Source organism: Ruegeria sp. CE12 (assembly GCF_056537525.1).
The window spans coordinates 404,135-429,855 of sequence record NZ_JBQFRS010000001.1 but is presented as its reverse complement, the minus strand read 5'-3'; the positions used below and the strand labels follow the sequence as shown (position 1 = coordinate 429,855).

Annotated in this window: 33 protein-coding genes; 31 read left to right on the top strand and 2 right to left on the bottom strand. The window is 56.6% G+C overall.

Going from position 1 to position 25,721, the window contains the following annotated elements:
• Positions 1–4 precede the first annotated feature (4 nt).
• The 27 genes from ACR0IO_RS02165 to ACR0IO_RS02035 all read left to right on the top strand — a co-directional run bounded on the left by ACR0IO_RS02165 (position 5) and on the right by ACR0IO_RS02035 (position 22,466).
• Complete coding sequence (locus tag ACR0IO_RS02165) at positions 5–793, top strand: crotonase/enoyl-CoA hydratase family protein (protein WP_480739132.1); 789 nt, start codon at positions 5–7, stop codon at positions 791–793.
• Between the two features lie 187 nt (positions 794–980).
• Complete coding sequence (locus ACR0IO_RS02160; protein WP_170332684.1) at positions 981–1,346, top strand: NADH-quinone oxidoreductase subunit A; 366 nt, start codon at positions 981–983, stop codon at positions 1,344–1,346.
• Complete coding sequence (locus ACR0IO_RS02155) at positions 1,337–1,870, top strand: NuoB/complex I 20 kDa subunit family protein (protein WP_113824919.1); 534 nt, start codon at positions 1,337–1,339, stop codon at positions 1,868–1,870. Before ACR0IO_RS02160 ends, ACR0IO_RS02155 begins: the two co-directional genes overlap by 10 nt.
• Before the next feature lie 11 nt (positions 1,871–1,881).
• Positions 1,882–2,487 (top strand): NADH-quinone oxidoreductase subunit C, encoded by a 606-nt coding sequence (locus ACR0IO_RS02150; protein WP_155147502.1) that lies wholly within the window; start codon positions 1,882–1,884, stop codon positions 2,485–2,487.
• Positions 2,487–2,660: a hypothetical protein gene (locus ACR0IO_RS02145; protein ID WP_010442775.1), complete on the top strand. Its 174-nt coding sequence runs from the start codon at positions 2,487–2,489 to the stop codon at positions 2,658–2,660. The genes ACR0IO_RS02150 and ACR0IO_RS02145 overlap by 1 nt, the downstream gene beginning before the upstream one ends.
• Positions 2,661–2,667: 7 nt before the next feature.
• Complete coding sequence (locus tag ACR0IO_RS02140) at positions 2,668–2,790, top strand: hypothetical protein (RefSeq protein WP_256372809.1); 123 nt, start codon at positions 2,668–2,670, stop codon at positions 2,788–2,790.
• Positions 2,790–4,013 (top strand): NADH-quinone oxidoreductase subunit D, encoded by a 1,224-nt coding sequence (locus tag ACR0IO_RS02135; RefSeq protein WP_480739124.1) that lies wholly within the window; start codon positions 2,790–2,792, stop codon positions 4,011–4,013. The genes ACR0IO_RS02140 and ACR0IO_RS02135 overlap by 1 nt, the downstream gene beginning before the upstream one ends.
• Positions 4,010–4,381: a hypothetical protein gene (locus ACR0IO_RS02130; RefSeq protein WP_480739122.1), complete on the top strand. Its 372-nt coding sequence runs from the start codon at positions 4,010–4,012 to the stop codon at positions 4,379–4,381. Before ACR0IO_RS02135 ends, ACR0IO_RS02130 begins: the two co-directional genes overlap by 4 nt.
• The gene (gene nuoE, locus ACR0IO_RS02125) at positions 4,381–5,499 is read left to right on the top strand and encodes an NADH-quinone oxidoreductase subunit NuoE (RefSeq protein WP_480739120.1); all 1,119 of its coding nucleotides are present in this window, start codon (positions 4,381–4,383) and stop codon (positions 5,497–5,499) included. Before ACR0IO_RS02130 ends, nuoE begins: the two co-directional genes overlap by 1 nt.
• Positions 5,500–5,541: 42 nt before the next feature.
• Positions 5,542–5,769: a DUF5337 domain-containing protein gene (locus tag ACR0IO_RS02120; protein ID WP_480739117.1), complete on the top strand. Its 228-nt coding sequence runs from the start codon at positions 5,542–5,544 to the stop codon at positions 5,767–5,769.
• Positions 5,770–5,776: 7 nt separating this feature from the next.
• On the top strand, positions 5,777–7,075 hold the full coding sequence (nuoF, locus tag ACR0IO_RS02115; RefSeq protein WP_058279630.1) for an NADH-quinone oxidoreductase subunit NuoF: 1,299 nt from the start codon (positions 5,777–5,779) through the stop codon (positions 7,073–7,075).
• A 5-nt stretch (positions 7,076–7,080) separates the two neighbouring features.
• On the top strand, positions 7,081–7,497 hold the full coding sequence (locus ACR0IO_RS02110; RefSeq protein ID WP_480739114.1) for an MAPEG family protein: 417 nt from the start codon (positions 7,081–7,083) through the stop codon (positions 7,495–7,497).
• Positions 7,498–7,573: 76 nt separating this feature from the next.
• Entirely contained in the window at positions 7,574–7,921 is a 348-nt protein-coding gene (locus ACR0IO_RS02105; RefSeq protein ID WP_480739111.1) for a hypothetical protein, read from the top strand.
• A gap of 98 nt (positions 7,922–8,019) precedes the next feature.
• Positions 8,020–8,424, top strand: a complete 405-nt coding sequence (locus ACR0IO_RS02100) for a DUF5333 domain-containing protein (RefSeq protein ID WP_480739109.1) — start codon at positions 8,020–8,022, stop codon at positions 8,422–8,424.
• A gap of 3 nt (positions 8,425–8,427) precedes the next feature.
• Positions 8,428–10,449 (top strand): NADH-quinone oxidoreductase subunit NuoG, encoded by a 2,022-nt coding sequence (gene nuoG, locus ACR0IO_RS02095; RefSeq protein WP_480739107.1) that lies wholly within the window; start codon positions 8,428–8,430, stop codon positions 10,447–10,449.
• 60 nt (positions 10,450–10,509) lie between these two features.
• Positions 10,510–11,547 (top strand): NADH-quinone oxidoreductase subunit NuoH, encoded by a 1,038-nt coding sequence (gene nuoH, locus ACR0IO_RS02090; RefSeq protein ID WP_170332697.1) that lies wholly within the window; start codon positions 10,510–10,512, stop codon positions 11,545–11,547.
• A gap of 1 nt (position 11,548) precedes the next feature.
• On the top strand, positions 11,549–12,043 hold the full coding sequence (gene nuoI, locus ACR0IO_RS02085; protein ID WP_170331439.1) for an NADH-quinone oxidoreductase subunit NuoI: 495 nt from the start codon (positions 11,549–11,551) through the stop codon (positions 12,041–12,043).
• Positions 12,043–12,732, top strand: a complete 690-nt coding sequence (locus tag ACR0IO_RS02080) for a DUF4259 domain-containing protein (protein ID WP_480739104.1) — start codon at positions 12,043–12,045, stop codon at positions 12,730–12,732. Before nuoI ends, ACR0IO_RS02080 begins: the two co-directional genes overlap by 1 nt.
• The gene (locus ACR0IO_RS02075; protein WP_155147527.1) at positions 12,732–13,139 is read left to right on the top strand and encodes a carboxymuconolactone decarboxylase family protein; all 408 of its coding nucleotides are present in this window, start codon (positions 12,732–12,734) and stop codon (positions 13,137–13,139) included. The genes ACR0IO_RS02080 and ACR0IO_RS02075 overlap by 1 nt, the downstream gene beginning before the upstream one ends.
• The gene (locus tag ACR0IO_RS02070) at positions 13,136–13,738 is read left to right on the top strand and encodes an NADH-quinone oxidoreductase subunit J (RefSeq protein WP_480739101.1); all 603 of its coding nucleotides are present in this window, start codon (positions 13,136–13,138) and stop codon (positions 13,736–13,738) included. Before ACR0IO_RS02075 ends, ACR0IO_RS02070 begins: the two co-directional genes overlap by 4 nt.
• Positions 13,739–13,742: 4 nt before the next feature.
• Positions 13,743–14,048, top strand: a complete 306-nt coding sequence (nuoK, locus tag ACR0IO_RS02065) for an NADH-quinone oxidoreductase subunit NuoK (protein ID WP_005984024.1) — start codon at positions 13,743–13,745, stop codon at positions 14,046–14,048.
• A 6-nt stretch (positions 14,049–14,054) separates the two neighbouring features.
• Positions 14,055–16,208: an NADH-quinone oxidoreductase subunit L gene (gene nuoL, locus ACR0IO_RS02060; protein ID WP_480739099.1), complete on the top strand. Its 2,154-nt coding sequence runs from the start codon at positions 14,055–14,057 to the stop codon at positions 16,206–16,208.
• Positions 16,208–17,749, top strand: a complete 1,542-nt coding sequence (locus tag ACR0IO_RS02055) for an NADH-quinone oxidoreductase subunit M (protein ID WP_480739097.1) — start codon at positions 16,208–16,210, stop codon at positions 17,747–17,749. The genes nuoL and ACR0IO_RS02055 overlap by 1 nt, the downstream gene beginning before the upstream one ends.
• Before the next feature lie 15 nt (positions 17,750–17,764).
• Positions 17,765–19,207 carry an NADH-quinone oxidoreductase subunit NuoN gene (gene nuoN, locus ACR0IO_RS02050; protein ID WP_155147535.1) on the top strand — a complete coding sequence of 481 codons (1,443 nt, stop codon included), beginning with the start codon at positions 17,765–17,767 and terminating at the stop codon, positions 19,205–19,207.
• A 54-nt stretch (positions 19,208–19,261) separates the two neighbouring features.
• Positions 19,262–20,011: a biotin--[acetyl-CoA-carboxylase] ligase gene (locus ACR0IO_RS02045; RefSeq protein ID WP_480739094.1), complete on the top strand. Its 750-nt coding sequence runs from the start codon at positions 19,262–19,264 to the stop codon at positions 20,009–20,011.
• Positions 20,012–20,022: 11 nt separating this feature from the next.
• A complete protein-coding gene (locus tag ACR0IO_RS02040; protein WP_155147537.1) occupies positions 20,023–20,802 on the top strand; it encodes a type III pantothenate kinase in 780 nt (259 codons plus the stop codon).
• Positions 20,799–22,466, top strand: coding sequence for a ribonuclease J (locus ACR0IO_RS02035; protein ID WP_480739092.1), 1,668 nt, complete (start codon positions 20,799–20,801; stop codon positions 22,464–22,466). Before ACR0IO_RS02040 ends, ACR0IO_RS02035 begins: the two co-directional genes overlap by 4 nt.
• Positions 22,467–22,479: 13 nt before the next feature.
• Here ACR0IO_RS02035 and ACR0IO_RS02030 read toward each other — a convergent pair whose 3' ends face one another.
• Together ACR0IO_RS02030 and ACR0IO_RS02025 are read right to left on the bottom strand one after the other, a co-directional pair.
• Entirely contained in the window at positions 22,480–23,181 is a 702-nt protein-coding gene (locus ACR0IO_RS02030) for an NUDIX hydrolase (protein ID WP_155147540.1), read from the bottom strand.
• A gap of 25 nt (positions 23,182–23,206) precedes the next feature.
• Positions 23,207–23,605, bottom strand: coding sequence for a DUF983 domain-containing protein (locus ACR0IO_RS02025; protein WP_155147542.1), 399 nt, complete (start codon positions 23,603–23,605; stop codon positions 23,207–23,209).
• Between the two features lies 1 nt (position 23,606).
• Here ACR0IO_RS02025 and ACR0IO_RS02020 point away from each other — a divergent pair, with 1 nt between their 5' ends.
• Genes ACR0IO_RS02020 through ACR0IO_RS02005 form a run of 4 tightly spaced genes read left to right on the top strand, consistent with a single transcriptional unit; the run spans position 23,607 to position 25,721 of the window.
• A complete protein-coding gene (locus ACR0IO_RS02020) occupies positions 23,607–24,284 on the top strand; it encodes an EF-hand domain-containing protein (protein WP_480739087.1) in 678 nt (225 codons plus the stop codon).
• A gap of 6 nt (positions 24,285–24,290) precedes the next feature.
• Positions 24,291–24,905 (top strand): RNA polymerase sigma factor, encoded by a 615-nt coding sequence (locus ACR0IO_RS02015; protein WP_155147545.1) that lies wholly within the window; start codon positions 24,291–24,293, stop codon positions 24,903–24,905.
• Positions 24,898–25,251 carry a hypothetical protein gene (locus ACR0IO_RS02010; RefSeq protein WP_480739085.1) on the top strand — a complete coding sequence of 118 codons (354 nt, stop codon included), beginning with the start codon at positions 24,898–24,900 and terminating at the stop codon, positions 25,249–25,251. Before ACR0IO_RS02015 ends, ACR0IO_RS02010 begins: the two co-directional genes overlap by 8 nt.
• The gene (locus ACR0IO_RS02005; RefSeq protein WP_480739083.1) at positions 25,248–25,721 is read left to right on the top strand and encodes a periplasmic heavy metal sensor; all 474 of its coding nucleotides are present in this window, start codon (positions 25,248–25,250) and stop codon (positions 25,719–25,721) included. The genes ACR0IO_RS02010 and ACR0IO_RS02005 overlap by 4 nt, the downstream gene beginning before the upstream one ends.

Sequence of the window (25,721 nt, the reverse complement as noted above, 5' to 3'; positions counted from 1 at the left end):
AAGCATGTTTGAAACAATCACCCTGGCAACGGACGCGCGCGGCGTGGCAACGCTGACGCTGAACCGCGCGGACAAGCATAACGCCATGTCGGCGCAGATGATTGCAGAACTGACGCAGGCCGCAAGGCAGCTCGGCGAAGATGAGGCAGTAAGGGTAGTTGTCCTGACCGGTGCGGGCAAAAGTTTCTGTGCCGGTGGTGATCTGGGGTGGATGCAGGCACAGATGGCCGCGGATCCTGCGACACGCTTTGTCGAAGCACGTAAGTTGGCCGAGATGTTACAGGCGTTGAACACACTGCCGAAACCTCTGATTGGTGCTTTGCAGGGCAACGCATTCGGTGGCGGGGTCGGGATGGCCTCGGTTTGTGATGTGGCTATTGGCGTGGACGGCCTGAAAATGGGCCTGACCGAAACGCGCTTGGGCCTGATCCCGGCTACAATCGGCCCCTATGTTGTCGCCCGAATGGGAGAAGCACGCGCCCGTCGCGTCTTTATGTCCGCCAGGCTGTTTGACGCGACAGAAGCGGTTGATTTGGGACTGCTGGCAAAAGCCGTGCCTGCCGAGGCTCTTGCAGAGGCAGTTGAGGCAGAGGTCTTACCCTATCTTTCCTGTGCGCCCGGGGCTGTTGCTTCAGCGAAAGAATTGGTCAGAACACTGGGTCCCACTATTGACGACGACTTGATTGATCATACCATCAAGGCACTGGTTGACAGATGGAAAACAGATGAGGCGAAGGAAGGAATCGGCGCATTCTTCGATAAACGAAAACCTGTATGGAATAGTAAGGTTTAGCCGTATCTCCTAATTTAACGGTGAACTGGAAACTGCGGTGAATTTTGCGGTTGTCACAAACGGATTATTCCACCTCTTTGCGCCTGTGTTCTGTTGACCCTCAGACCCCACACGGATACAGAATGTCCAGTCAACACGCCAATTGACGGCGCATCCAGATGATGGGGGCGCAGGAAAGGAGCTACTCGTGGAAGACCTGTTGCGGGAATATCTCCCGATCCTGGTGTTTCTGGCCGTTGCCGTAGGCCTTGGCCTTGTCCTTATTTTGGCTGCTGTCGTGCTTGCCGTTCGCAATCCCGACCCCGAAAAAGTCAGCGCCTATGAATGTGGTTTCAACGCGTTTGATGACGCGCGTATGAAATTCGACGTCCGATTCTATCTGGTCTCGATTCTTTTCATCATCTTCGACCTGGAAATTGCCTTCCTGTTCCCTTGGGCAGTTGGTTTCCGCGACATCAGCGATGTCGGGTTCTGGTCGATGATGGTGTTCCTGGCAGTGCTGACCATCGGCTTTGCCTATGAGTGGAAGAAGGGGGCCCTGGAATGGGAGTGATGACAGGCGCAAACACCGCAGGTGCCGACAAAGAAGTCGCCACCCAGGCCCTGAATGCCGAGTTGCAGGACAAAGGGTTTCTGCTGACCTCGTCCGAAGACATCATCAACTGGGCGCGTACCGGTTCGCTTCACTGGATGACATTTGGTTTGGCCTGTTGCGCGGTTGAGATGATGCACACCTCGATGCCGCGTTATGATGCGGAACGGTTCGGCATCGCTCCACGTGCGTCCCCTCGTCAGTCAGACGTGATGATCGTGGCGGGAACACTGACCAACAAAATGGCACCGGCGCTGCGCAAAGTTTACGACCAGATGCCCGAGCCGCGCTATGTGATCTCGATGGGATCCTGTGCGAATGGCGGTGGTTACTATCACTACTCCTATTCGGTCGTGCGCGGTTGTGATCGCGTGGTGCCCGTCGACATTTACGTTCCTGGCTGTCCTCCAACTGCCGAGGCGCTGCTGTACGGCCTGATGCAGCTGCAACGCAAAATCCGCCGTACCGGCACTATCGTGCGCTGAGGAGAAAGCTGATGAGTGAAGCACTCAAAGAACTTGGCGCGCAGCTGGAATTGAAACGAGCCGATTGCGTTCTTTCATGGGACGTCACCCACGGAGAACTCAACGTTGATGTGGCGCCTTCGAACTTGGTAGAATTCGTCGAATATCTGAAGGCTGATCGTACCTGCCAGTTTTCAACCCTCGTGGACATCACCGGTGTTGATTACCCTGAGCGTCCGAAGCGGTTCGATGTCGTCTATCACTTCCTGTCGATGTACCAGAACCAGCGGATTCGACTACGCGTGTCCATCCGCGAAGAGGACATGCTGCCCTCGATTGTTGAGGTTCACCCGTCGGCCAACTGGTTTGAGCGCGAAGTGTATGACATGTTCGGCATCTTGTTCTCGGGGCATCCGGATCTTCGGCGTATCCTGACGGACTATGGTTTCCGCGGTTATCCTTTGCGCAAGGACTTCCCGACAACCGGCTATACCGAGGTTCGCTATGACGAAGCGCAGAAGCGTGTGGTTTATGAACCCGTATCGCTGGTGCAGGAATACCGTCAGTTCGATTTCATGAGCCCTTGGGAAGGTGCGAACTACATTTTACCAGGGGATGAGAAGCAGGAGACCGAGTAATGGGTGGTATCTGGTGGCTGATCCTGTCTGCGCTGACCATCATTCCGATGGTGAAGATTTTGCCTTTCTTTGGGATCAACAAATACTGGTGTCTGCTCTGTTTGGTTCCCTTTGGCACGATCGCGTTGCTGTGGTGGGTCGGGCTTAAGCTACAAGAGTTGGAGCGCCGCTGAGATGCTGATGCTGGGGGAACTGATCGTAATTGGCGCACTGGGCGTGCTGTTGGCTGGGGCGGCAGCTAAGGCTGCTGAGGCCGAAAAGGTTCGCGTGCGGGCCGAAGCAAAAAAGAAACGGGGGCGTTGATGGACGGCTCAAGATACGATGACGGCAGCACGGATGCGCTGAGCGGAGAACAGAAGATCCGCAATTTTAACATCAACTTCGGCCCGCAACACCCTGCGGCGCACGGAGTTCTGCGTCTTGTGCTTGAGCTGGACGGTGAGATCGTCGAACGCTGCGATCCGCATATCGGTCTGCTGCACCGTGGCACCGAAAAGCTGATGGAAAGCCGGACGTATCTGCAGAATCTGCCGTACTTCGACCGTCTCGACTACGTTGCGCCGATGAATCAGGAACATGCCTGGTGTCTGGCCATTGAAAAGCTGACGGGCGTGGAAGTGCCCCGGCGCGCCTCGCTGATCCGGGTTCTGTATTCCGAGATCGGCCGCATTCTGAACCACTTGCTGAACGTGACCACGCAGGCGATGGACGTTGGTGCACTGACGCCGCCTCTGTGGGGCTTTGAAGAACGCGAAAAGCTGATGGTGTTTTATGAGCGCGCATGTGGTGCCCGCCTGCACGCAGCTTACTTCCGCCCCGGTGGCGTGCATCAGGACCTGCCGCCGGAATTGCTGGACGATATCGAAGCATGGAGCCACGAGTTCCCCGCTGTGATGGATGACATCGACGGGCTGCTGACCGAAAACCGTATCTTCAAACAGCGCAACGCCGATATCGGCATCGTGACCGAGGATGACATTCAGAAATACGGTTTCTCAGGCGTCATGGTTCGCGGTTCGGGCTTGGCCTGGGACTTGCGTCGTGCGCAGCCCTATGAATGCTATGATGAGTTCGAGTTCCAGATTCCCGTCGGGAAGAATGGCGACTGCTATGATCGCTATCTGGTGCGGATGGAAGAGATGCGACAGTCGTTGCTGATCATCCGTCAGGCCATCGCCAAAATCCGCGAGTGCCCCGGAGACGTTCTGGCTCGTGGCAAGATCACCCCGCCGAAACGCTCGGACATGAAGACCTCGATGGAGAGCCTGATCCATCACTTCAAGCTTTATACCGAAGGCTTCCACGTCCCCGCGGGCGAAGTCTACGCCGCAGTAGAAGCCCCCAAGGGCGAGTTCGGCGTTTATCTGGTCGCCGACGGTACGAACAAACCCTACCGCGCCAAACTGCGCGCGCCGGGGTTCCTGCACCTGCAAGCCATGGACCACGTTGCGAAAGGTCACCAACTGGCCGACGTCGCCGCCATTATTGGCACGATGGATGTCGTGTTTGGGGAGATTGATCGGTGAGCAGACGGTTACGATTTTTTTCGTCTGTAGCTGTTTTTGCGGCTTGTGGAGCGGGGCTTTCAGCTGAGCCTGCACCACAAGGTAACCTAAACGATTTTCTGGCCAACGGTTTCCAGATTGTCTCCACTGTGGGTGCGCCGAGAAGTAACGGCTTCGAGTTACTGGTTATCGTACAAAAAGAGCAAACTGCAGCGTTTTGTCAGGTTGGGCTTCTAAACGTAACTGAAGCTGAAACAAGCAATCCAGTGTACCTTTCTGGGCCTTGGAACAATTCCTTTCTTTGCCTGCCTTTGGTAAATGGCACGTACGATGGGGTTGTGCCGGAAGGTCAATATCAGCCGAATCCAGTGCAGGAGAACAAAGGCTAATGCTCCGCCGTCTGCATCCCGAACAACCTGAGAACTTTGCCTTTACCGCTGCCAACCAGCAATGGGCCGAAGCGCAGATTACCAAGTATCCTGAAGGTCGTCAGGCCAGTGCGGTCATCCCGTTGCTCTGGCGTGCTCAGGAACAAGAGGGTTGGCTGAGCCGCCCGGCGATTGAATCTGTCGCCGACATGCTGGGAATGGCCTACATCCGGGTGCTTGAGGTTGCGTCTTTCTACTTCATGTTCCAGCTGCAACCGGTTGGTTCGGTGGCACATATTCAGGTCTGCGGCACGACCTCCTGCATGATTTGCGGGGCAGAGGATCTGATCGCGGTCTGCAAGGAAAAGATCGCGTCCAAACCGCATGAACTGTCCGCTGATGGCAAGCTGAGCTGGGAAGAAGTTGAATGTCTGGGCTCCTGCACCAACGCACCGATGGCACAGATCGGTAAGGACTATTACGAGGACCTGACTGCCGAGAGTTTTGGTAAAATCCTCGATGATCTGACATCTGGGAAGGTTCCGGTTCCGGGGCCACAAAACGGTCGATATGCAGCGGAGCCGCTGAAGGGTCTGACCAGCCTTGTTGAACATGACGCTGGCAAACCGCGTTATAATGCAAGCGTAGAGCTGGCGACTGATTTGCACGACACGGTCAAGCGCATCGACGGAACGGAAGTTCCGATCCTGACCCCTTGGCTGGATAAAGATGGCAAACAAGCCGGCGCGAGTGCTGCGGCAAAACCTCCGAAAGCGCCAGAAACTCCGAAGCCTGCGGTAAAACAGGCCGAAGAGGCAAAGAAAGCCAAATCTGAAGCCAAGGTCGAGGAAGATGCGCCCGAACTGTTGTCAGGGGCGCGGGATGGCAAGCCTGATGACCTAAAGCTGCTGAAAGGTGTCGGGCCCAAGCTGGAACAGACACTCAACGAGTTGGGTTTCTACCACTTTGATCAGGTTGCTGCCTGGACACCATTGCAGGTGGCTTGGGTCGATGCGCGCCTGAAGTTCAAGGGTCGTATTGAGCGAGACGGCTGGATTGAACAAGCCGCCAAACTGGCGGCAGGTGAAGAAACCGAGTTCGCCAAGCGCGCTAAGGAAGACGGTACCTACGACGAGTAGGTCAAACAGGAATGAGTACGCCTGAAGGGGCACACAGACGAGATGGACCAAGACAAAGAACAGGCCATGGCCCGCAAAGGGCGCCATATCGGGGTGGTGATCGCTATCACCATGCTGGCCTGGCTTGCGATGTCGTTGTTCATCGGCCCTGCACTGGGACTGCCGGGGCGATATGCGCTGCTGTTCGATTTCGCCGCTCTGGGTGGTTTCGTTTATGCGGGCGTCAACATTTTTCAACTCTGGCGCATGCGTCAGGATAGCCAAAGGTAAGCTAACGATGCTGAAGGATCAGGACCGGATCTTTACCAACATCTACGGGATGCATGAGCGTACGCTTAAAGGCGCGCAAGCCCGGGGGCATTGGGACGGCACGGCTGGCCTGATCGGCAACGGGCGTGACTGGATTATCCAGACGATGAAGGACTCGGGCCTGCGCGGGCGTGGCGGCGCGGGCTTCCCCACCGGTCTGAAATGGTCATTCATGCCCAAAGAAAGCGACGGGCGTCCGGCTTATCTGGTGGTGAACGCGGACGAATCTGAACCGGGCACCTGCAAGGACCGCGAGATCATGCGCCATGATCCGCACACGCTTATCGAGGGCTGCCTGATCGCGTCTTTCGCGATGAACGCGCATACTTGCTACATTTACCTGCGCGGCGAATATATCCGCGAGCGTGAAGCGCTGCAGGCCGCGATTGATGAGGCCTATGATGCCGGTCTGCTCGGCAAGAATGCCGCTGGTTCGGGCTGGGATTTCGATCTGTTTCTGCATCACGGCGCAGGGGCTTACATCTGCGGTGAGGAAACCGCGTTGATTGAAAGCCTTGAGGGCAAAAAGGGTATGCCGAGGATGAAACCTCCGTTCCCGGCTGGTGCGGGGCTTTACGGCTGTCCGACCACTGTCAACAATGTGGAGTCCATTGCGGTTGTACCGACCATCCTGCGCCGGGGCGCCGACTGGTTCGCAGGCTTTGGTCGTCAGAACAACGCGGGAACTAAGCTGTTTGCCATCTCAGGCCACGTGAATAACCCGTGCGTGGTGGAAGAGGCGATGTCGATCCCGTTCGAGCAGCTGATCGAAACCCATTGCGGCGGCATTCGCGGTGGTTGGGACAACCTGCTGGCTGTGATCCCCGGAGGCTCGTCCGTGCCATGCGTGCGTGGCGAAGATATGCGAGACGCAATCATGGATTTCGACCATCTGCGCAATGACCTGGGATCGGGTCTTGGAACAGCTGCGGTGATCGTGATGGACAAGTCCACCGACATCATCAAAGCGATCTGGCGGCTGTCGAAATTCTACAAACACGAAAGCTGTGGCCAGTGTACGCCATGCCGCGAAGGTACTGGTTGGATGATGCGCGTGATGGACCGCCTGGTGCGTGGTGAGGCCGAACTTGAAGAGATCGACATGTTGTTCGATGTGACCAAGCAGGTCGAAGGCCACACAATCTGTGCCCTGGGCGATGCTGCGGCCTGGCCGATCCAAGGCCTGATCCGCAATTTCCGGGAAGAGATCGAGGACCGCATCAAGGCTCAGAAATCGGGCCGCATGGGTGCGATGGCAGCGGAGTAAGTCCAATGGAGTTGTTCGCCGAATATTCCCATGCAATCGCCTCGCTGGTGATTTTTACCCTGATCGTGTTGTTTCTGTCGCCTTTCTCGGCACTTGCGAAGGCCAGTAAAGGTCTGGCCCCAGGTGCGACGCCTGATCAGGACTATTCGGAAAAGGCTTATCGCCTAAACCGCGCTTATCTTAACGGAACTGAAACCCTGCCAGCGTTTCTGACCGTCACTGTGGCCGCGATTTTACTGGGGGCTAGCCCGTTCTGGGTGAACCTGCTTGCTTCTATAGCGTTGGTTGCCCGAGTGGTGATGTTGATCGTCCATATTCGTGGGGTCGGCAAACCGCACAGCGGGCTACGATCGGTTCTCTATGTCATTGGATGGGCTTGCATGATGGTGTTGGGGGTGATGGCACTGGTGGCCTCGTTTTGAATTGGGACAGAATACGTTGTAACACCGGTCGGACAAAACGACTGACTGTTACTAAAGGGTATCTGGGGATACGGAAATGAATAAAAATACTCTTGTTATTGGGGTGTTAGTGGCGACAACGCTGGTCGCTTCGTGCAGCAAATCGAAGAGCGAACGGGTTCTGTTCGATGGGCAGGCCTTCCGCGCCAAAGCCAGCTATGTAGATAAGAAAGTCTCGCGCGCCGATTTTACTGTCACGATCAACGGCGTTTCGGCGTCTCTGGATGGAGCGCGTGAGGCGGGGCGGTATGAGGGCACCCGGTTCTGCATTCAGAACTTTGGCACGTCCAAAATCGTGTGGAAAGTGGGGCCGGAGACTGAACCCCAGAACCTGCGTATCGACAATGACAAGCTGACATTTGCAGGTACCTGCCAAAGACCATGAGCAAAGTTATTGCATATCAGCGCATGGCCTTGGTGGCGTTATTGCATAGCAATGCCTCGGTGCTTCGTCTTGGAAGACCCAAGACGAAAGGAAATACCATGTCTTTTGTGAAAACGATTGCTCTCGCCACTCTGATGGCGGTACCGGTTGCGGCCGAAGCGAAACCCCCTTTGCGTGATGTCAAAGAGATCGACAATGAACTCTATTACATCGCGATCGCAAATGAGATTTCTGAGTACTGCCCATCAATCAGCGGGCGCAGGATGAAAGCAATCGGTGTGATCTGGGGACTGAAATCCAAAGCCAACAGGCTGGGATACTCGGACAAGGAAATCCGGGCCTATGTGGACTCGGATGCTGAGAAGGCGCGTATGCGATCCATGGGCGAGGCGTATCTGGCCCAGCATGGTGTGACCTACGAGAATCCCGAAACCTTCTGTACTTTGGGACGCGCGGAAATCGAAAGAAACAGCGCCATTGGCGTTTATTTGAGGGCGAACTAGACCATGTCTGACCTCCGCAAGATCAATATCGACGGGCAGGAAATCGAAGTCGACGGCGCAATGACCCTGATCCAGGCCTGTGAACAGGCCGGGGTTGAAGTGCCGCGCTTTTGCTACCACGAACGCCTGTCGATTGCCGGTAACTGCCGGATGTGTCTGGTGGAGGTCGTTGGCGGCCCGCCCAAGCCTGCAGCGTCTTGCGCGATGCAGGTGCGTGATTTGCGTCCGGGGCCTGAGGGGCAGGCGCCGGTGGTCAAGACAAACTCTCCCATGGTCAAAAAGGCTCGTGAGGGTGTGATGGAGTTTCTGCTCATCAACCACCCGCTCGACTGTCCGATCTGCGATCAAGGGGGCGAATGCGACCTGCAGGATCAGGCCATGGCTTATGGTGTGTCGGGGTCGCGTTTCAAAGAAGCAAAGCGCGCGGTTGATGATCTGGATTTAGGACCGCTTGTTGGCACCGCGATGACCCGCTGCATCAGTTGTACCCGCTGTGTACGGTTCACGACCGAGGTGGCCGGGATCACGCAGATGGGTCAGACCGGGCGTGGAGAAGATGCTGAGATCACCTCGTATCTCAACGAGACGCTGCAATCGAATTTGCAGGGCAATATCATTGATCTGTGTCCAGTTGGCGCACTGACGTCGAAACCCTATGCCTTCACTGCACGTCCGTGGGAGCTGACCAAAACCGAATCCATCGATGTGATGGATGCTTTGGGCTCGAATATCCGTGTAGATACCAAGGGTCGTGAAGTGATGCGCTTTCTGCCGCGCAACCACGACGGCGTGAATGAAGAGTGGATCAGCGATAAAACCCGTTTTGTCTGGGATGGTTTGCGGCGTCAGCGGTTGGACCGTCCTTACGTGCGAGAGAACGGCAAGTTGCGCCCGGCCACTTGGCCCGAAGCGTTGAACAAAGCAGCTGACGCACTAAAAGGGGCTGAGAAGCCTGCGGGGATTGTTGGTGATCTGGCTCCGGTCGAAGCTATCTTTGCGCTGAAACAGATGATCGAAGGGCAGGGTGGCGTAGTTGAATGCCGCACTGACGGAGCTAAACTGCCCGCAAGCAACCGGGGCGCCTATGCCGGCACCGCCGCCATCGAAGACATAGATACTGCTGAGCGTATCCTGTTGATCGGGACCAACCCGAGAGATGAGGCACCGGTTCTGAACGCACGCATCCGCAAAGCATGGGCCCATGGTGCTGACATTGCTTTAGTCGGTCCGGCTGTCGATCTGACCTACGATTACCATCATGTTGGCGATGACCGCGCTGCCCTGCAGAAAGTGGTCGACATGGACGGTGATGACCAGATCAAGGGAAAATCCTCGCTGGTCGTTGTGGGTCAAGGTGCATTGCAAGAAGCTGATGGCGCAGCTGTTCTGGCTGCTGCGCAAACCATCGCTGCAAATACAGAAAGCGGCCTGATCGTTCTGCATACAGCCGCTGCTCGCGTTGGTGCGATGGATGTTGATGCCACCAATGCAAGCGGTATGGAGGCGATCAGCTCTGCGGATGTGATCTATAACCTGGGCGCGGACGAAGTCGAAATCGGCGACGGTGCCTTTGTGATCTATCAAGGCAGCCACGGTGATCGCGGTGCGCACCGCGCTGATGTAATCCTGCCTGCTGCTGCCTATACGGAAGAGAACGGTCTTTTCGTGAACACCGAAGGGCGTCCGCAGCTGGCTATGCGCGCTGGGTTCGCACCGGGTGAGGCCAAGGAAAACTGGGCTATCCTGCGGGCCTTGTCCGCCGAACTGGGGGCGACATTACCCTTCGACTCGCTGGCGCAGCTGCGTAGCGCTCTGATCGAGGCCGTGCCCCATTTGGCGCGTATCGACGAAGTGATCGAGAACGAGGTGCAACCGCTCGAGGCCGGATCACTGGGCAAGGCAACGTTCCGAAATGCGATCAAAGACTTCTATCTGACCAACCCGATAGCACGCGCCTCTCAATTGATGGCAGAACTATCGGCGCAAGCTCAGGCACTTAAAACCGACAGGATCGCAGCAGAATGATGCGACCCGTTTCAATATCGCGCGCCCGCGCAATCCCGACGACCCACGGTGTGAGGACCAATGGCTGACTTCTTTAACACCCCGGGCGGAATAGCCCTCATCATTCTGGCGCAAGTGCTTGCAGTTGTTGCGTTCGTGATGATCTCGCTGTTGTTCCTTGTTTACGGCGACCGCAAGATCTGGGCGGCGGTTCAGATGCGCCGGGGCCCGAACGTTGTGGGCGTCTACGGCCTGCTTCAATCGGTGGCTGACGCGCTGAAATATGTGGTCAAAGAGGTCGTCATTCCTGCGGGTGCTGACCGAACGGTTTTCATCCTTGCACCGCTGACATCCTTCGTTCTGGCGATGATTGCCTGGGCTGTCATCCCATTCAATGACGGCTGGGTGCTGTCAGATATCAACGTCGCCATTCTTTATGTCTTCGCTGTATCGTCGCTGGAAGTTTATGGCGTGATTATGGGTGGTTGGGCGTCGAACTCAAAGTACCCGTTCCTCGGTTCACTGCGCTCTGCCGCGCAGATGATCTCTTACGAGGTTTCGATTGGCCTGATCATCATCGGCGTTATCATCTCGACCGGATCGATGAATTTCGGTCATATCGTCGAAGCGCAAGACGGCCGCTTTGGCTTCTTCAGCTGGTATTGGCTGCCGCACTTCCCGATGGTCTTCCTGTTCTTCATTTCGGCATTGGCCGAGACCAACCGACCGCCTTTTGACCTTCCGGAAGCGGAATCGGAATTGGTTGCCGGTTATCAGGTTGAATATTCGGCCACACCCTTCCTGCTGTTCATGGCCGGTGAATACATCGCGATCTTCCTGATGTGCGCACTCACCACGCTGCTGTTCTTCGGCGGCTGGCTGTCGCCGATCCCGGGCCTGCCTGATGGCGTGCTGTGGATGGTTGCGAAGATGGCGTTCTTCTTCTTCCTCTTCGCGATGGTCAAGGCGATCACACCCCGCTACCGCTATGACCAGCTGATGCGACTGGGTTGGAAAGTGTTCCTGCCATTCTCGCTGGCCTGGGTGGTCTTCGTGGCCTTTGCGGCGAAATTCGACTGGTTCTGGGGCGCGTTCGCCCGTTGGAGCGTAGGAGGCTGATATGACCCAAATCGACTATACCCGCGCTGCCAAGTACTTTCTGCTGCAGGACTTCTGGGTCGGCATGAAGCTGGGACTGAAGTATTTCTTTGCCCCCAAAGCCACCGTGAACTACCCGCACGAAAAAGGCCCTCTGTCGCCGCGTTTCCGGGGGGAACACGCCCTGCGCCGCTATCCGAATGGTGAAGAACGCTGCATCGCCTGCAAACTGTGCGAGGCGGTCTGCCCGGCACAAGCCATCACCATCGACGCCGAACCACGCGAGGACGGCTCTCGCCGCACCACGCGCTATGACATCGACATGACCAAATGCATCTATTGCGGCTTCTGCCAGGAGGCTTGCCCGGTCGATGCCATTGTAGAAGGCCCGAATTTTGAATTCGCCACCGAGACCCGCGAAGAGCTGTTCTACGACAAGGAAAAACTGCTCGACAACGGCGAACGCTGGGAAGCCGAGATCGCCCGCAATCTGGAAATGGACGCGCCGTATCGCTGATGGGAACCTGGGGACCACATAGCTTTGAGAACGACACCGCGTCGGACTTGTTGGATCAGATCCGTGGTTTGGACCAGCCTGCTGATCAGGCCGAGGCCGTGCGTGAGCTCTTTGGAAACGTCTTTGCGATGGGTAACGAATACTTGGACGCTGATGAGGCGTCAGCAGCAGTGGCGGGGGCCGAAATCGTGGCCTCGGCGCTTGGGCATCCAAAGAATGGAACGGCAGCACCCTTTGATCTCGCTGCTTCGTTTAATTTTTATGAAGACACCGTTGGTATGGCGCTTGCAGCAGTCAGGCGGGTGACGGCGGACGAGTCTGAACTGGTGGAATTGTGGGGCGAGACTGACGAAGCCGATACTTGGCGGGACAGTATCGCCGATCTCACATCGCGACTGAATGCAGCTGCCGAGGCTAACAATCTGAATCCGGATTTCGATCCAGATGGACCTGATGCCGATCCTGAGATTGCTTTGCGTACCCAGGTTGAGCAGGTCTACGACGACATGATGTCCGAGATCGAGCGTATCGCGGACGGCGGCGCTGGGGACGCTCAGGTCGAAGTTCTGCGCCATCTCGTGCGCAAGATGAACCTGATCCACAAGGATATCACGAATATGCGGTACTTTGTTGTCGACAGCCTCGAGGCGTTGACTGACCGTATCGACGGTCTGGAGAAGAAGCTGTGATGACCGATGACAACAACCCCTTCGCTGCGATGATGAAGCAGGCTCAGGATATGGCCAAGGCGATGAATCCGGCGATGGAGAATTTCTCGCCCAAAGGGTTCGAGGCGCTGTGGCCGACCATGCCGAAAGAAGTCATGGAGATGATGTTTGGCAACACCGTCAACAAAGATGGACTCGATGCCAAGACCCGGCTTTTGCTGACTCTGGCCGGGCTGACTTGTCAGGGCGCGCAAGCGGACTCGGCAGTGCGTCAGACTGTGCGCCACGCGTTGGAAGCTGGCGCCAAGAAACAAGAGATCGTGGAAACGATCGGTCAGATGTCGGTCTTTGCCGGCATCCCGGCCATGACCCGTGCGCTGGATCTGGCGCAAGAGGTCATGGGCGATAACGAGGATGAGGATCAATGACCGTCTTTGCCTTCTATCTGTTTGCCATCAGCGCCATCACCGGCGGGCTGTTTACGGTGATCAGCCGTCAGCCGGTGCACTCGGTGCTGTGGCTGATCCTGGCCTTCCTGTCCGCGGCGGGGTTGTTCGTGCTGCTGGGGGCGGAGTTCGTGGCCATGCTGCTGATCATCGTCTACGTGGGCGCGGTCGCGGTTCTGTTCCTCTTCGTTGTGATGATGCTGGATGTCGACTTTGCCGAGCTAAAGGCTGAGATGGCGCGCTATATGCCGCTGGCCCTGCTGATCGGTCTGGTCATCCTGATGCAGTTTGTCATGGCCTTTGGCGCATGGGACAGCGCGCAGGGCGCGGCGGCCAATCTGGCTCAGCCAACCCCGGCTGACCGCCACAACACTGAGGCGCTGGGTGTCATTCTTTACGATCAATACTTCCTTCTGTTTCAGCTTGCGGGTCTGATCCTGCTGGTGGCCATGATCGGCGCAATCGTTCTGACGCTACGCCACCGTCAGGACATCAAACGTCAGGACATCGTCGGCCAGATGATGCGTGATCCGGCCAAGGCGATGGAGCTGAAGGACGTGAAACCGGGGCAGGGACTTTGAGACGATGATCGGACTTGAACACTATCTTACGGTCGCGGCGACGCTGTTCGTCATCGGCATCTTCGGTCTCTTCCTGAACCGCAAGAACGTCATCATCCTGCTGATGAGCATCGAACTGATGCTGCTGGCGGTGAATATCAACCTCGTGGCGTTTTCCAGCTTTCTCGGCGATCTGGTCGGGCAGGTGTTTACGCTGTTCGTTTTGACCGTCGCAGCGGCCGAGGCGGCGATCGGGCTGGCCATTCTGGTCTGCTTCTTCCGCAACCGCGGCACCATCGCGGTTGAAGACGTCAATATGATGAAGGGGTAAGGGAACATGGAAACCACCATCCTCTTTGCCCCGCTGGTGGGCGCGCTGCTCTGCGGGTTCGGCTGGAAGTTCATTGGCGAGAAAGCCGCCATGTGGACCGCGACAGGTCTGCTGTTTCTGGCTTGTCTGCTGTCGTGGATCGTGTTCTTTACCTTCGACGGCGTGACCCAACAGATCGAAATCATGCGCTGGATCGAGAGTGGATCGCTGTCGACAAGCTGGGCCGTTCGTCTGGATCGCCTGACCGCGATCATGCTGATCGTGGTGACCACCGTTTCCGCGCTCGTGCACCTCTACTCCTTCGGCTACATGGATCACGACCCGCAATGGCGCGAGGGCGAGAGCTATAAGCCGCGTTTCTTCGCCTATCTGTCCTTCTTCACCTTCGCGATGCTGATGCTGGTGACGGCGGATAATTTGGTTCAGATGTTCTTTGGCTGGGAAGGCGTCGGCGTCGCGTCTTATCTGCTGATCGGGTTCTACTATCGCAAACCATCTGCAAACGCGGCCGCAATCAAGGCGTTTGTCGTCAACCGGGTCGGCGACTTTGGCTTTGCGCTGGGGATTTTCGCGCTGTTCTTCCTGACGGACAGCATCAACTTCTCGGACATCTTTGCATCAGCGCCTGCACTTGCAGAAGAGAAGTTGCACTTCCTTTGGGGAGAGTGGACCGCGATTGAGGTGATCTGCGTCCTGCTGTTCATCGGCGCGATGGGTAAATCTGCGCAGTTGATCCTGCACACATGGTTGCCGGACGCGATGGAAGGCCCGACGCCTGTATCGGCGCTGATCCACGCTGCGACCATGGTTACTGCGGGTGTGTTCCTTGTTTGCCGGATGTCTCCGTTGTTCGAGTTCGCACCGGGCGCGGCTGGTTTCGTGACCGTACTGGGCGCGACTACCGCATTCTTTGCGGCAACCGTGGGGCTGGTTCAGACCGACATCAAACGCGTGATTGCCTACTCGACCTGTTCGCAGTTGGGCTACATGTTTGTTGCGGCTGGCGTCGGCATGTATTCGGCCGCCATGTTCCACCTGTTCACCCACGCCTTCTTTAAGGCGTTGTTGTTCCTTGGCGCCGGTTCGGTAATCCACGCGATGCATCACGAGCAGGAGATGACCGAATATGGCGGGTTGCGGAAAAAGATTCCTTATACCTTCTGGGCCATGATGATCGGGACACTCGCGATCACTGGCGTCGGCATTCCGCTAACGACAATCGGGTTTGCCGGGTTCCTGTCCAAAGATGCGATCATCGAGAGCGCATATGCAGGTGGTTCGGCTTATGGCTTCTGGCTGTTGGTGATCGCGGCTGCGTTCACCTCGTTCTACAGCTGGCGTCTGATCTTCCTGACGTTTTATGGTGAGCCGCGTGGAGACAAGCACACCCATGACCACGCGCATGAAAGCCCGATGGTTATGCTGGTGCCTTTGGGCGTGCTGTCTCTGGGTGCGGTTTTCGCCGGCATGATCTGGTACAGCAACTTCTTTGGTCACGCAGACAAGGTTGGTAAGTTCTACGGCATTCCGGTTGCCGAAGCGTCAGAACATGCCGAAGCCGGTGATCATGGCAAGGCCGAAGGGCACGGTGACGAAGCGGCACATGCCGACACCGCGCATGCAGATGATAGCCATGCCGTTGACGCTGCGCATGGCGACAAGGATGCGAAAGAGGGCTATCACCACTACGTATTCGCTGGTGAGCCGGGCGAGGGCGCGATCTATATCGCTCCTGACAACCATGTGCTGGACGACGCGCATGCGGCCCCGAAATGGGTAAAGGTTTCGCCGTTTGCCGCGATGCTGCTGGGCTTTGTCATCGCTTACTGGTTCTACATCAAGAATACAGCGTTGCCCGCGCGTCTGGCTGCAAACCAGCGTCCGCTGTACCTGTTCCTGCTGAACAAGTGGTATTTTGACGAAATCTACGATGCGGTCTTTGTCAAACCAACCGTTGCGTTGGGCCGTTTCCTGTGGAAGCGCGGCGATGGCAACGTGATCGATGGCTTCCTGAATGGAGTAGCAATGGGGGTTGTTCCCTTCTTTACCCGTCTCGCTGGCAAGGCGCAGACCGGGTACATCTTTACTTACGCCTTCTGGATGGTTCTGGGCATCGCAGCCCTTGTCACCTGGATGTCGATCGGCGGAGGCGCACACTAATGGATAACATCCTCTCCATTGTTACGTTCATCCCCGCCATTGCGGCAGCTCTTATGGCGTTGTTCCTGCATGGGGATGACGAGGCGGCGCAGAAAAACGCCAAGTGGATCGCGTTGCTGGCGACGACAGTGACTTTCCTGGTCTCGATTGGGATCTATACGGACTTTGACCCCTCCAACACTGGCTTCCAGATGGTGGAAGAAGGCCAGTGGCTGATGGGGCTGAAATACAAGATGGGTGTGGATGGTATCAGCGTCCTGTTCGTACTGCTGACCACCTTCATCATGCCATTGACCATTCTGGCCAGCTGGGAAGTGACCGATCGCGTCAAAGAGTACATGATCGCCTTCCTGCTGCTTGAAACGCTGATGCTGGGCGTATTCATGGCGCTTGATCTGGTGCTGTTCTACCTGTTCTTCGAGGCAGGTCTGATCCCGATGTTCCTGATCATCGGTATCTGGGGTGGCAAAGATCGTATCTATGCCAGCTTCAAGTTCTTCCTCTACACCTTCCTCGGCTCGGTACTGATGCTGGTGGCGATGGTTGCGATGTACTCGGATGCGGGTACCACGGATATCGAGGCGTTGATGCACCATCAGTTCTCGTCCGAAGGCTTCAGTGTGATGGGCATCTATGTGGTAGGTGGCCTGCAAACCCTGATGTTCCTCGCCTTCTTTGCCAGCTTTGCGGTGAAAATGCCGATGTGGCCGGTTCACACTTGGTTGCCGGATGCCCACGTGCAGGCGCCAACCGCCGGGTCGGTCGTACTGGCGGCAATCCTGCTGAAAATGGGGGGCTATGGTTTCCTGCGGTTCAGCCTGCCGATGTTCCCGGTGGGATCGGCGGTCATGACAGATGTCGTGCTGTGGATGTCGGCAATCGCCGTGGTCTACACCTCACTTGTCGCGCTGGTGCAGGAGGATATGAAAAAGCTGATTGCCTACTCCTCGGTCGCGCATATGGGTTTTGTGACCATGGGTATTTTTGCAGCCAATCAGCAGGGTATCGATGGTGCAATCTTCCAGATGCTCAGCCACGGTTTCATCTCAGCCGCGCTCTTCCTTTGTGTCGGTGTGATCTATGACCGGATGCACACGCGCGATATCGAGGCTTATGGCGGTCTGGTGATCCGGATGCCCGCCTATGCGCTGGTCTTTATGCTTTTCACCATGGCCAATGTTGGCTTGCCGGGCACCAGCGGGTTCATTGGCGAATTCCTGACGTTGATGGGCACGTTCCAGGTTAACACCTGGGTGACCGCAGTCGCGGCAACGGGTGTTATTTTCTCGGCAGCATATGCGCTGTGGCTTTATCGGCGGGTGGTCTTTGGCGATCTGATCAAGGAAAGCCTCAAGTCGATCACCGATATGAGTTCGCGTGAGCGGCTGATCTTCGCGCCGCTGATCCTGATGACCATTTTGCTTGGGGTATATCCATCTCTGGTTACGGATGTGATCGGGAACTCTACCGCAGCGCTGATTTCGAACTATGACACGGCTCTGGCCGCGGCTGAGGCTGCGACCCAGGTCGCCTCGCACTAAGGGAGCTTTGGAGACATGATCCAAGCTGATCTGAATGTAATCCTGCCGGAGATTGTTCTGGCGATCTATGCGATGGTGGCGCTGCTTGGGGCTGTCTATACAACCAAGGATGCGCTGGCGCCTGTGCTGGTCTGGACGACGGCGGGCCTTATGGCGCTGTTGTCCTTCTGGATCGTGACAAATGGTGCCGGTACACGTGTAGCTTTCAACGGCATGTTCGTCGATGATGGGTTCGCCCGGTTTGCGAAAGTGGCGATCCTGCTCTCTGCTGCGGCGGTTCTGGTGATGAGCCAAGACTACATGACCCGCCGCGATCTGCTGCGCTTTGAGTATCCGTTGCTTGTGGCACTTGCAGCCGTTGGCATGATGATGATGGTCAGCGCAGGTGATCTGATGTCGCTCTACATGGGGCTGGAGCTGCAATCGCTGTCGCTCTACGTTGTGGCAGCATTGCGGCGCGATAGCGCGAAGTCGACCGAAGCGGGCCTGAAGTATTTTGTGCTGGGCGCACTCAGCTCGGGTCTGCTGCTGTATGGTGCGTCGCTGGTATATGGTTTCACCGGCACCACCCTGTTTTCGGGCATCGTCCAGACGGTTCATCACGGCGAAGTGTCGTTGGGGCTGCTGTTCGGGTTGATCTTCCTGATTTCGGGCTTGGCCTTCAAAGTTTCGGCTGTTCCGTTCCACATGTGGACACCGGATGTGTATGAGGGATCGCCAACGCCGATCACCGCTTTCTTTGCGACAGCACCCAAAGTGGCAGCAATGGCCCTGTTTGCGCGTTTGCTGCATGACGCCTTTGGAGGCGTGGTGCAGGACTGGCAGCAGGTGATTGTGCTGTTGTCTGTGTTGTCGATGCTGCTTGGCGCCGTTGCCGCGATTGGGCAGCGGGACATCAAGCGGCTGATGGCTTTCTCGTCGATTGCACATATGGGATACGCCCTGATCGGTCTTGCTGCAGGAACCGAGCTAGGGATCAAGGCCATGCTGATGTATCTGGCGATTTACGTCACGATGAACATCGGTACGTTTGCCTTCATCCTGATGATGGAACGAGACGGGAAGCCGGTGACGGATATCGACGCGCTGCGCCAGTTCGCGAAACGCGATCCGGGCAAGGCTCTGGCGGTTCTAATCCTGATGTTCAGCCTCGCCGGTGTTCCGCCGATGCTGGGCTTTTTCGCCAAGTTCGGTGTCTGGCAGGCGGGTATCGATGCTGGTCTGACCGGATTGGTTATCGTTTCTGCAATTTCTTCGGTCATCGGTGCGTTCTACTATTTGCGGATCGTTTTCTACATGTACTTCGGTGCTGAAAACGAAGACCCGATCGAGACCAATCCTTCTCCGGTCCTGTGGGTCGCTCTGATGGGATCAGCAGCGCTGATGTTGATCGGTGTATTCTATCAGTTCGGTATCGAAGGGGCAGCTGCGGCTGCGGCGGTCACACTTGTCAACTAAAACGACCCAACTCAAGCAAAAGGGGGCTCGGTCAATGGACCGGGCCTTTTTGACGTGAACGACTGGCCAAGTGGATATGGACTGCACGTCGTGCAGGAGGTGGACAGCACCCTGAACGAGGCTGCGCGCATTGCGCCCACGGCGCAGGGGCCAGTCTGGATCATGGCCCATCACCAGACGGCGGCGCGTGGTCGGCGGGGACGGGCCTGGGCCAACCCCAAGGGAAACCTGGCTGCAACATTGCTGCTACGTCCACAGGGCAACCCCGAGCAGGCTGCCCTTCGCAGCTTCGTTGCTGCACTTGCGTTGTTTGATGCATGCGTCGCTGTGACAGGTCGCGCTAGTGGTCTGTCGTTGAAATGGCCGAATGATGTCCTGCTGAATGGTGGCAAGCTGGCAGGAATTCTGCTGGAAAGCACCGGGCAGGGGCGAGGCGTCTCACATTTGTCGATCGGGATCGGGGTTAATCTGGCCGAAGCCCCGGGTGCGGACATGGTCGAGGTTGGGGCTGTCCGCCCGGTCTCACTACTGTCGGAAACCGGTGCGCATGTCACGCCCGAGGACTTTTTGACGGAACTTGCGGCTGCTTATGCCCGGTATGAGACGCAGTTTGTCACCTATGGTTTCGAACCAATACGGACTGCCTGGCTCTCGCGGGCGGCACGGTTGGGGGAGGTCATCACCGCGCGTACCGCAGCGTCGGAAACGGTCGGGACCTTTGAAACGGTGGACGCAGGGGGCAACCTTGTCCTAAACACCGCCAAAGGCCGCGTCAGCATTCCCGCGGCGGATGTGTTTTTCTGAAAGGGGCGCAGATGCTTCTGGCAATCGATTGCGGCAACACCAATACCGTTTTCTCGATCTGGGACGGCGAGACATTCCTGTGCACCCTGCGTACCTCGACGCACCACGCGCGTACTGCCGATGCCTATTTCACGTGGTACTCGACGCTGGTCAAACACTATGGGATCGAAGCGGATATCACTGATGTGATCATTGCCTCGACCGTACCGCGTGTTGTGTTCAACCTGCGCGTTTTCGCGGATCGTTTCTTTGGTTGTCGACCTCTGGTGGTCGGTAAACCTGAATGTCTGTTGCCCGTGAATCCCCGTATCGACGAAGGGACAGTGCCCGGCCCGGATCGCTTGGCAAATGCCGCCGGTGCGTTTGATCGCCATGGTGGCAATGTCGTCGTGGTTGACTTTGGAACCGCCACGAATTTCGACGTTGTTGCGGCGGATGGGGCGTATGTTGGTGGCATCATCGCACCGGGTGTGAACCTGAGCCTTGAGGCGCTGCACCAGGGGGCCGCTGCGTTGCCCCATATCGACATCACCCGGCCGGAAAAAGTGATTGGCACAAATACGGTTGGCTGCATCCAGTCCGGCGTGTATTGGGGCTATTCCGGGCTGATCGAGGGGCTGATTTCCCGCATCAAGGCTGAATATGGAATGCCGATGAAAGTCGTTGGAACCGGTGGGCTAGCGCCTTTGTTCGATCAGGCCGACGTGGGGTTCGACGCAATCGAAGATGATCTGACGATGCACGGTCTTACCGTGATACATCGCTATAACAAGGATAATGGCTCGACATGAGCAGCGAACGACTGATCTACCTGCCGCTGGGCGGCGCAGGCGAAATTGGCATGAACGCCTACGTTTATGGCTATGGCAAACCGGGGCAGGAGCGTTTGATCCTTGTGGATCTCGGGGTGGCATTCCCCGACATGGATACCTCGCCGGGGGTAGATCTCATCTTTGCGGACATCAGCTGGCTGAAAGAGCGGGCCGATCGTCTGGAGGCAATTTTTATCACTCACGCACATGAGGATCATATTGGTGCCGTAGCGCATTGCTATGAGGCGCTTGGGGCACCGATTTACGCGCGCGCATTCACGGCGAATATCGCACGCCGAAAAATGGATGAACATGGCCATCCGATCGAAGCCGTTCGTACAGCATCATCTTGGCCAGAGCAGATCGTGGCAGGGCCGTTCACAGTTGGTTTCCTGCCTGTTTCGCACTCGATCCCTGAAAGTGCCGGGCTGGTGATCGACACCCCAAGCGGCCGGGTTGTGCACACGGGGGACTTCAAGCTGGACGCTGACCCGATTGTGGGCGAGCCTATTGACCCGGATCTGTGGTCCGAAGTAGCAAAATCTGGTGTTAAGGCATTGGTTTGCGACAGCACGAACGTCTTCTCAAAACATCCGGGACGCTCGGAATCCGATGTCGGACCCGAAATCACAAGGTTGGTTGAAGAGGCCGAAGGCATGGTCATTGCGACCACCTTTGCATCAAACGTCGCGCGTGTGAAAACTCTGGCAGAGGCGGGGGCAAAGGCCGGCCGCTCGGTGGTGCTGTTAGGGCGCGCTATGCGTCGTATGATTGAGGCAGCTACTGAGACAGGCATTCTGACGGATTTTCCGCGTGTGATCAGTGCGGAAGAGGCGCTGGATTTGCCGCGTCAAAACTTGATGTTGATCGTGACCGGCAGTCAGGGCGAACGCCGTGCCGCGAGCGCGCAGTTGGCACGTGGAAAGTATCGCGGGCTTGAGGTCAAGGATGGTGACCTTTTCCTGTTCTCTTCCAAAACGATCCCCGGAAATGAACGCGGTGTGATCCGTATCATGAACCAGTTAAGCGAGAAGGGCGTGGATGTCGTAGATGACAGTTCGGGTCTCTATCACGTTTCCGGTCACGCCAACCGTCCGGACCTAGAAAAGGTTCATGCTCTTGTAGACCCTCAGATGGTGATACCGATGCATGGCGAACATCGCCATCTGCGCGAACACGCCAAGTTGGCCGAGGCTGCAGGTCGAACAGGTATTTTGGCGGTTAATGGTACGATGCTGGATCTGACCGGCAACGCGCCACAAGTCGTTGATTATATTGAAACGGGTCGGACCTACTTGGACGGCACCGTCAAAATTGGTGCGCTGGATGGTGTCGTGCGCGACCGCATTCGGATGGCGCTGAACGGGCATGTGACGATCACTGTCATTCTGGATGAAGAAGACGAACCACTGGGCGAGCCGTGGTGCGACACGATGGGACTGCCTGAAACAGGTACCTCGCGCGCAGCGTTGATCGAAGTGCTGGAAGAAGATCTGAATCAGTTCCTGATGCGGGCAGAGGCAAAAACTCTGCGCGATGACGATAAGCTGGAGGAAGGCTTGCGCCGAATTGCCCGCCAAAGTGCGCAGGTGGAAATCGGCAAAAAGCCCGAGGTGACCGTCGTTATCAGCAGGATGCGCTAAACGACCATCCCGGCTATCCGGTCTCAGGCATCGGGTAGCCTTTGAGCTGTAGAAACAGGCTCGCCTCTTCGTTGTTCAAAAAGAACGGAACCGTCTCCGGCGGGGTGCGATCTGCAGCACGCGCGGCAACTTCGGCCAGAACAACCTCGGTGATGAAAGGCAGATCGAAGTTGCGCGCCTCGTGCAGTTTGATCCATTGCAGATGGGACAGTTCGTCCGACGCATGGGTGAAATCGTCCAGATCGCCCTGAATGGCTTCGGCATCTACTAGAAAGAACCGCGCATCAAAGCGGCGTGGTCGTCCCGGTGGTGTGACCGCACGGAATACGAATTGCAAACCTTCAGCGGAAGGAACAAACCCCATGTCTGCGAAAGACTGCCAATCGGCCGGCAGGGCACCTGACCATTGGCCCGGTTGTCCCAGCACCAATCCGGTTTCCTCCCATAGTTCGCGAATTGCAGCTGCTGCCAAAGCGTTCTGCAATCCTTCCGGTGATTTCTCAGCCAGTCGTTGATGACAAATGTCGGGTAGGGCAGTGGCCAAAGGAACTTCGGCATCTGCAGGGTCAACGGCACCGCCAGGGAACACAAACTTGTTCGGCATAAAGGCCGCAGAGGCGCCGCGCTGCCCCATCAGGATTGCTGGGTCGCTCTGGCGGTTGCGCAGAACGATTACAGTCGCGGCATTGCGAATTGCGGTTTTGTCGATGGTCATGTCCCCTCCGCTCTGGTGGAAGGGATCAGTCGGTTTTATCGAAACCGTGCATCCGGCGTGCCCACTGATAGGCAACGACGACTCCCTTTAGCCTCGGCAGAAGGTACAGCGACAGTGCGACGCAGCCAACCGAGAACATCAGGGCCATCGTCAAAGGATCAGGTCGCCAGTGCACATATGAGACATGCAGCGCTGGCGCCAGCAAGTGACCCACGATCAGGATGGTCAAATAGGCCGGTCCGTCATCGGCGCGATGATGGAACAATTCCTGACCGCAGTTAGAGCAATTGTCGTTTACTTTCAGATAGCTGTGCAAAAGCTTACCCTTACCGCAATTGGGGCAACGGCATTTGAAGCCTTTAACTACAGCTGGCCATGTCGGACGTTCGTCTTCCGTAATGGTTTCGATAGTCTGATCTGTCATCTTGATACTCGCGCATTCGAATTGGGCTGATACTGCTATTGTTTTGGGCTGTATAAAAGGGGGGTGCGTCGCTTTGCGGCGGGCGGACTGCAACACGCGCTCTCACACAAATCTACAAAAAATTCTCTCTGGTGGCGACGGAAATTCACTGATGCTGCGTTTGAATAGGTATGAGCAGCGGCACTGGGCCGCCAAAAAAGGGAAGAATGTTATGAAAAGTGCAACGTTTATGTCCGCTATCGTTCTGTCTGCAGTTGCTATCACGGGCACAACAGCCCTGGCGAAAGGACAAGGCGATCGCGAGCCGGTCACTTTCCAGCAGCTTGATGCCAACGGTGATGGTCAAGTGACCAAAGAAGAAATGCAGGCGCATCGCACCCAGAGATTCACCAATGCTGACACCAACGGTGACGGTCAGCTGAGTGTCGAGGAGATGCAGGCGGCTGCCCAGAAAAAAGCCAGTGACCGCGTGACAAAGATGTTTGAAAAGCATGATGCCAACAGCGATGGTTACCTGAGCGAAGACGAGCTGCCGAAACCGCGCCGCGCCGGCAAGATGTTTGACCGGATCGACGCAGATGGCAACGGATCGATCTCGGAACAGGAATTCGCCGATGCAAAAGACAAGATGGGTCGGCACAAGAAGAAGCGTGATAATGCGGATTCAGACAGCAACTGATGCAGGATGGAGGATCTGACTTCCTCACCGCACGAGGTTCGCGGCGACCAGTTCGCCGCGACCGAACTCAGCGACGATATGTTGCTGAGGCAATTTGCTGATGGTGATGCTGGTGCTGCCCGTTTGCTGACGGACCGGCTTGGACCACGCAGTTTCTCGGTCGCGCTAAGGATGCTGAGCAATCAGGCTGAGGCCGAGGATGTGGCGCAAGAGGCAATGATGCGCCTTTGGCAGATGGCGCCAGACTGGGTTCCGGGTCAGGCAAAGGTCTCGACCTGGCTGTATCGGGTTACGTTGAACCTGTGTGTGGACCTTCGGCGTAAAAAGACCCACGCCGCTTTGAATGAAGTTGCTGAACCAGAGGATGGCTCAGCAAGCGTGGTTGAAAAGATGCAGGATGAGGCGCGGAAAGATGCATTGCAGACCGCCTTGTCGCAATTGCCTGAACGGCAGAGGGAAGCCGTGGTCCTCAGGCATATCGAGGAATTGTCTAACCCCGAAATTGCTGGGATCATGGACATTTCCGTAGAAGCGGTCGAGAGCCTCACCGCGCGTGGAAAACGGTCTCTGGCTGCAATACTGGCCGGGCGTCGAGATGAACTGGGGTATGACAATGACTGACGATGATACAGAACTGGATCGTTTGTTCGCCCAGGCGCGACAGGAGCGTTCGCAGCTGCCTGATGATTTGGCTGTTCGGATGATGACAGACGCCGAGTCCGTACGGTTGGGCCGGCTTGCGCCGCCAACCGAGGCGAAACGCAGATCATGGTGGCACCTGTTTGACAACGTAGGTGGATGGCAAGGGATGGGCGGACTGGTTGCAGCCTGTGCTGCTGGTGTTTGGATCGGCTTTTCAGCACCGTCATTTCTGCCTGATCCTGCAAATTACCTGATCTCGCAGGAAACAGCTTATCTGGTCGCTGATCTTGGTCTGGATACAGCCTATTTGGAGGATGCGGAATGAGCGAAAATTCCAAGCCAAAACGCCGCTGGATGCCCATTTTGCTGACGGTTTCTCTTGCCCTCAATCTGTTGGTGGTGGGCGTCGTGCTGGGAACCGCACTAAGGTTCCGCGGTGGAGATCATGCAAAAACGCCTCCAGGATTCGGGCCTGCTCTCTACAGGGCGTTACCAGGGGCTGATCGCAAGGCTTTGCGAGGTGAGTTGTCATATCTGCACAAAAAGGGGTCCAACACTCGTAAACAGGACTTTGAAGCGTTGAGCGAGGCATTGCGCACTGTGCCCTTTGATCCTGATACAGTTCAAGTCCTGTTGGCGCAGCAGGCGCAATCGACCGCAGATTTGCAGCAAGCCCTGCAAGAGCAATGGTTGTCGCGCGTTGTCGAAATGAGCGACGACGAGCGGATTGCTTATGCCGAAAGGCTGCAGGAAGTGGTAGAACGTGGGCCACATCGGCATAAGAAGAAAGAATGA